This is a genomic window from Sphaerisporangium aureirubrum, from assembly GCF_042658925.1.
GTDB lineage: Bacteria > Actinomycetota > Actinomycetes > Streptosporangiales > Streptosporangiaceae > Sphaerisporangium > Sphaerisporangium aureirubrum.
In genome coordinates, this window is sequence record NZ_JBHSRF010000030.1 from 85,903 (window position 1) to 92,080 (window position 6,178).

Genomic DNA, 6,178 nt, shown 5'->3' on the forward strand with positions numbered 1-6,178 from the left:
GCGACAGCGGTGGGTACGCGAGGGAAGGTCGGAGATCCGTCGCATGCGTACCTGCTCGCGAACCGGTGGCAGATCTGGTTCAAGGACACACGGTACGAAAGTCAACTTCGGGGACATATTGTGCCCACTCGACACGAGTGAGAGAGCGCGCGGGGATCGCGCACACGGCTCCAAGCAGATCCCTGGGGATCCCCACCTCCCACAATCGCACGATGCCGTCGTAGAGGCTGCCGGTGGCCAGTGTCTGACCGTCTGGGCTGAAGACCACCGACCTGACGCCGGTGTGGCTGCTGAGCGGGGCACCGATGGGTGTGCGAGAGGCGATGTCCCACCGCTGCGCGGTGCCGTCGAGGCTGCCGGTGGCCAGCGTCTGTCCGTCTGGGCTGAAGGCCGCAGAGCTAACGGTACCGGTGTGACCGAGGAGCGGAGCACCGATGAGTGTGCGGGTTTGTACGTTCCACAACCGCGCGGTGCCGTCGAGGCCGCCGGTGGCCAGGGTCTGTCCGTCCGGGCTGAAAGCCACCGAGTAAATCGCCCCGGTGTGGTCGCTGAGCGGGGCGCCGATGGGTGTGCGGGTTTTGACGTTGAACAACCGCGCGGTGCCGTCGAGGCTACCGGTAGCCAGCGTCTGTCCGTCCGGGCTGAAAACCACAAGGGACAGTTCGCCGGTGTGGCCGGTCAGCGGGGCACCAATGGGCGTATGGGTCTTGACGTTCCAGAGCTGCGCGGTGCCGTCTCCGCCACCGGTGGCCAGTGTCTGCCCGTCCGGGCTGAAGGCCACCGAGTAGATTCCGCCGGTGTGGCCTGCGAACGGGGCGCCAATGGGGGTGCGGGTCTTGACGTTCCAGAGGCGTGCGGTGCCGTTGAAACCGTCGAAGCCGCTGGTGGCTAGTGTCTGTCCGTCGGGGCTGAAGGCTACCGAGTTCACCTCGCCAGGGTGGACGGCGAATGGGGCACCGATGGTTGTGCGGGTCTTGACCTCCCACAACTGCACCATGCCGCCGACGCTGGTGGCGGCCAGTGTCCGGCCATCCGGGCTGACTGCCACAGAGGCAGGCCTAAGCGGCGAGTTACGAGTGACGCCTGAAAGCAGGATGGCGATCGGCATGCGGGTCTTGACCTTCCACAGCCGTGCCGTGCCGTCGCGGCTGCCGGTGGCCAGCGTTTGGCCGTCCGGGCTGAACGCGACCGAGGAAACGGGGCCGGTGTGGCCGGCGATCAAAGTGGTGGTCGGGGTGGCAGTTTTGACGTTCCACAACTGCACCGCGCCGTCGCGGCTGCCGACGGCCAGCGTCTGGTCATCGGGTGTGAACGCCACCGAATCAACTGCGTCGATGCGGCCGAGGAGCGGAGCGCCGAGGGGTGCGCGGGTTTTTGCGTTCCAGAGTTGCGCGGTGCCGTCACGGCTACCGGTGGCCAGCGTCCGTCCGTCCCGACTGAAAGCCACCGTGGAAACCCCGGTGCGGCCGACGAAGGGAGCATCGATGGGTGTGCGGGTCTTGACCTCCCACAGTCGCACCATGCCGTCGCCAAGGGGGCCGTTGTCGACGGTGGCCAGCGCCTGCCCGTCCGGGCTGAAGGCCACTAGGGAGACCTGGCCGGCGTGGCCGGTGAGCGGGACGCCGATGAGTGTGCGGGTCTTGACGTTCCACAGCTGCGCGGTGCCGGTGCTGCCGGTGGCCAGCATCTGCCCGTCCGGGCTGAAAGCCACTGCGGAAATTCCATCAGGGGGGAAGGCGCGCAGGTCACCGACAAATTTGCGGGTTTTGACCTCCCACAGCCGCACCATGCCGTCGAAAACAGGGAACTTGCCGTCGAAGCCGCCGGTGGCCAGCATCTGCCCATCAGGACTGAAAGCCATAGAGATAAGCCCCTGAGCGTGTCCGGTGAGTAGGGCACCGATGGGTTTACCGGTATTGATCTCCCACAGCTGTACCGTGCCGTCGTGGCTGCCTGTGGCCAGCGTCTGCCCGTCCGGGCTGACGGCCACTGCGGTGATCGAGCGAGTGGGATTGGTGAGGACGGCGCGTTGCGGGTTATTGAGGGCGGTGAGCATGCTGGCGCGGGCTTCGGGAGTGGGGCTGATCCGCCAGGCCGCTACTGCCAGCAGCGCGGCCAGGGCGGGGTCGCCGGTGAGTAGCCTGCTTTGCGCGGCCAGTCGGCGGGAGACGGCGACATCGCGCTGGCGACCGCTGTTCTGCTGAGTGTTCATGGCCGCGGCTGCCGCGATCATGGCGGCAATCAGCAGAGTGGTCAAGACGGTGACCAATGCACGGCGCAGCACGGTGGCGCGTGCCTGAGCGTTCCTGCCGGCCTCCAGGAACCGGCGTGCGGTGCCTGACAGGGCAGGATAGCGGTCAATGTCGGTCTGCCAGCGAGGCTGGGCGTGCAGGGCCGAGGTCAGGCGTTCACCACGATAGAGAAACGATCCGTGATGCTGATTGCGCGCCCAGTCTTCGGCGTCGTCATGTAGTCGGCTGTACAGCGCCCGGTCGGCAGGATCTTCCTCCAGCCACCCACGAAGCCGTGGCCAGGCGTGCAGCAGGGCGTCATGCGTGATCTCCGCGGTCTGTTCGCCCACCACGATGAGTCGTTGTTCGGCGAACGCCTCCACCACTTCCCCGACGTCGGCTGAGTGCCCGACCGGCAAGTCGGCCGTGCCCGGCGGTGGCAGGCTCGTGGACTGGTGGGTCGGTTGCCGCTGGTAAGGCATGGGTCGGCGAACTGCCCGCCCATCACCGGTGAGCTTGGTCAGCCGATGGAACACTTGCCGGGTGACGGCCTGCTTGTGGGCAGGCAGGGCTATGTAAACCGCTTCGGCGCTGGTCTGGATAGCGTGGGCGACTCCACCGGACCGCGCGTAGCTGCGGCTGGTCAGATGAGCACCTTCGCGATGTTCCCAGGTGAGTCGCATTGCTTCTGACAGCAACGGCAGCGCCCCTACCTCGTAGCGACCCTCACCAGTGGTGGAGGGCATTTCACCGAGGATGCTCTCTACCAGCGCCGATGAGATCTGCAAACCAGCTCGTCCGGCGGGACCGGTGATGGCCAGCCGCAGTTCCAATTCGCTCATTGGCCCGACCAGGAACAACCCGTCCTTCACCGCGCCGGCCAGCTGCGGGTAGCTCGCGCAGTCGGCTAGGAAATCGCTACGGATGACCACGATCACCAACGCTGTCGGCTCGTCATCTGGGCCGCAGGGCCGAGTCGCCGCCGCGTGCAGCGCGGCGATGAAGTCCGCCCGCTGCGCCTCGGCCGATCCCGCGGCGCCGGGATCGGTGTCCTCGGGCAGAGTGAAGATCCGCTCGAACTGATCCACAACCAGCACAAGACGATCGCCGCTACTGGTGACCGGTCCACCGCCCGTGGTGCGGGCGTTGGCGACCACCGCATCACGAACCACGGTGTGCGCCTGCCGCGGCTCGGTCTCCAGCAAAGTGCGAATCGGGCCGGGGGCAACGCCGGCGAATGAAGCCAACGTCCGCGCCAGCTCATCACGCGGGGCTGCGGTCGGATACACCACCGACACCGGCCAGGTGGCCGACTCCGCGCTCAACCCTCCACTCGCCAGCGCTGGCAATAATCCCGCGCGCACCAGCGAAGACTTACCCGCCCCCGACGCCCCGGCCACCACCAAGATCCCCGGGCGATCCAGCCGCTGGGCCAGGGTGTCCACCAACTGAGCGGTCAACTCCTCCCGACCATAGAACACCTCCGCCTGCCGCTCGTCGAACGCTGCCAACCCCCGATAGGGACACCGCCCGGCCCACCGATCGGCACGGCCATCGATCGCCGCGTTCTCACCGATCTGGACCGGGCCGATGGTTACCGGATCAGGCGGAGAAGCGCGAGCATCGCGTAACCACCGCCGCCATTGCTCCTCGTCCAACAACCCGTCACTCACCTGCTCCGGCAGCACCCCCCGCCGACGGCAGTGCTCCAGCAGCACCCGGACCATCACCAAGAACGACGTTTCCGACTCCGGTAGATGCCGGCCGCGTCTCCAGTCACTGACCCGTGGCCCGCTCACCGGGCGCCCCAGCCCGGCAGGTCGGCGCCGGTTGACCTCAGCCACCACCCTCTTGATCGGCAGATCAGCGGTCAGGTCCAGCAGCTCGTTCAGCCGTACGGCGAACAACCGCCGCGCCGACAACTCTTTCTCGTTCACCATGTTCACGTATATCAGGCTGGAGTATTTACATCTGCGCATCAAGCCCAAAGTATTCGGACCGAACCGGACCGAAAAGTCATTGTGAACCCCTCACCAGCGATGATACTCCAGCAACGGCCTGCCCCCTACACACCCGCACAGTACGAATGCATCAATCAAGTGACACCCGCGCCACATCTGGCCCCCGCGGGCCATCCCCGTGGGACACCCATGTCGATCGTCCTCCTAGAGGTGATTGATCTGCTGTAAGCCTCACGCGGCAAAATCTTCGGCCAAATGATGATTCTCGGAAAATCCGATCGACACGAGATAGGGACAGACATGATCGCTCGCCAACGAATCACTTCTTTGACGCTGGCAACCGTCTGCGCTGCTCTGCCGCTGGTCACCCTCACCGCACCTGTGGCCCAGGCCGGCGCTGCCTTGGTGACGATGTCCCCGGCGGCCGGAGGCAACTGCTCGGTCCTCTGCTCGACGACGACGAACCAGAGCAGCTTGGGCGTAATGGCCTTTCGCAACTGGACGTGCCAGGACGGCACCACCGGTACAGCGAGAACCGGCTGCGTTTCGACGTCTCAGACGATGTGGCTCGCCACCAACCGCACTACTCCCGCCGGCCAGGATTGGGATGCCTTCCGTGTGGACGCCGGCTACTGCTACCGGGTACTCCTCGAAGTACCCGGTAAGGCATGGACCATGACGTACAACCGCTCGGGGATGAGCACTCCGGTCTACGTCAAGGTCGAAGACTGGGGCTTGGCCACAGTCAAGGCGCAGAGATACGGCTCCTGCCCATAACAGGCTGACCACTCGAGGTAGCGGCCTTACATCCAGGAGAGAGTATCAATGAGACTCAAGCAACTCGTGATCAATGGTGTTGCGGCTGTTTTGGCAGCTCTCACCATTTGCATTCTAGGCGGGCCTCCCGCCGACGCCCGCACGATCGGTCTCGAGCCCCCGGGGACGCTTGGGAGCGCCCATGGGTGCATCTGGCCGCGGGTCTGCTTCTACAAGACCAAAGCGGACTGGGCGGCAAACAGGCCGACCGCGGCGTACCAGGACATCACTAGCGGTTGGCAGAATCTCAGTACCAGAGCCAGGGGTGCTTACGCCGTATACAACTCCCGTAATAACGACGACGGCGCTCGATTGCATTACACCCATGGCACCACCATCTGCTTGAGGCCGAGTTCTTCCGTCACGGACGCCGACGGTGACGGCTGGGTGGTGGACAGAATCCGCATAATGGACTCGCCTGACTGCGAGTACTGATGGCGAGCCCACGCGTGATACACAAAGAGAATGCGCGGGAAATAGGTTCTGTATATTGGTATATCTGTGCGACGTGTGGTTGAAGAACAACCGGATCGCGGCAGATCGTTAAAGCCATGAGAACACGATCTGAATCGTCCGCGTGAGGCCCCGGCCATGTCCGGGGCCTCCTACTTGGCCGGGCCTCGCCTGCTGCAAGGCCAGGGGCTCACTGAGAGGGCGTTTGGTTTGCACCTGTTCGCCCTAGTAAGACCGTGACTCATTTGGGGATTGATCGTTAGATCGGTCGTGGATGCGTTTCTTCAACGGCTGGTCCCCGATGAGTTGTGGGAGTTGTTCCAGGGGGTGGTCCCACCGGCACCGACGCGGCCGCAAGGTGGTGGGCGGCGGCGGGTGGACGACCGGACGATACTGGCGGCGATCGTGTACGTGGCCACCACCGGGTGTGTGTGGCGGCAGTTGCCGCCGGTCTTCGGTGCCTCCTGGCAGACGGTGCATCGTCGCTTCACCGAGTGGAGCGCCGCCCGGGTGTGGGCCAAGCTGTACCGGATCCTGCTGGACGAGCTCGGTGCCCGTGGTGAGCTGGACTGGTCGCGATGGGCGATCGACTCGGTCAGCGTGCGAGCGGTCAAAGGGGGGACCTGACAGGCCCGAATCCTGTCGATCGCGGCAAGAACGGGTCGAAAATCCACCTCATCACCGAACGGACCGGTCTGCCGATCTCTGTCGCGATCA

The 6,178-nt window shown here is 65.1% G+C and carries 2 protein-coding genes and 1 pseudogene; 2 read left to right on the forward strand and 1 reads right to left on the reverse strand.

From position 1 onward, the window contains the following. Positions 1–79: 79 nt before the first annotated feature. On the reverse strand, positions 80–4,171 hold the full coding sequence (locus ACFP1K_RS20815; protein ID WP_380755798.1) for an nSTAND1 domain-containing NTPase: 4,092 nt from the start codon (positions 4,169–4,171) through the stop codon (positions 80–82). Between the two features lie 276 nt (positions 4,172–4,447). Here ACFP1K_RS20815 and ACFP1K_RS20820 point away from each other — a divergent pair, with 276 nt between their 5' ends. Together ACFP1K_RS20820 and ACFP1K_RS20825 are read left to right on the forward strand one after the other, a co-directional pair. Further along, positions 4,448–4,969 carry a hypothetical protein gene (locus ACFP1K_RS20820; RefSeq protein ID WP_380755785.1) on the forward strand — a complete coding sequence of 174 codons (522 nt, stop codon included), beginning with the start codon at positions 4,448–4,450 and terminating at the stop codon, positions 4,967–4,969. Between the two features lie 762 nt (positions 4,970–5,731). Further along, positions 5,732–6,178: pseudogene (locus tag ACFP1K_RS20825) on the forward strand (IS5 family transposase); the annotation flags it as partial.

What these genes read in the sequence shown, in the direction of transcription:
- ACFP1K_RS20820 (WP_380755785.1), top strand. Translation starts at nt 4,448, where the DNA reads ATGATGATTCTCGGAAAATCCGATCGACACGAGATAGGGACAGACATG.
- ACFP1K_RS20815 (WP_380755798.1), bottom strand. Translation starts at nt 4,171, where the DNA reads ATGGTGAACGAGAAAGAGTTGTCGGCGCGGCGGTTGTTCGCCGTACGG.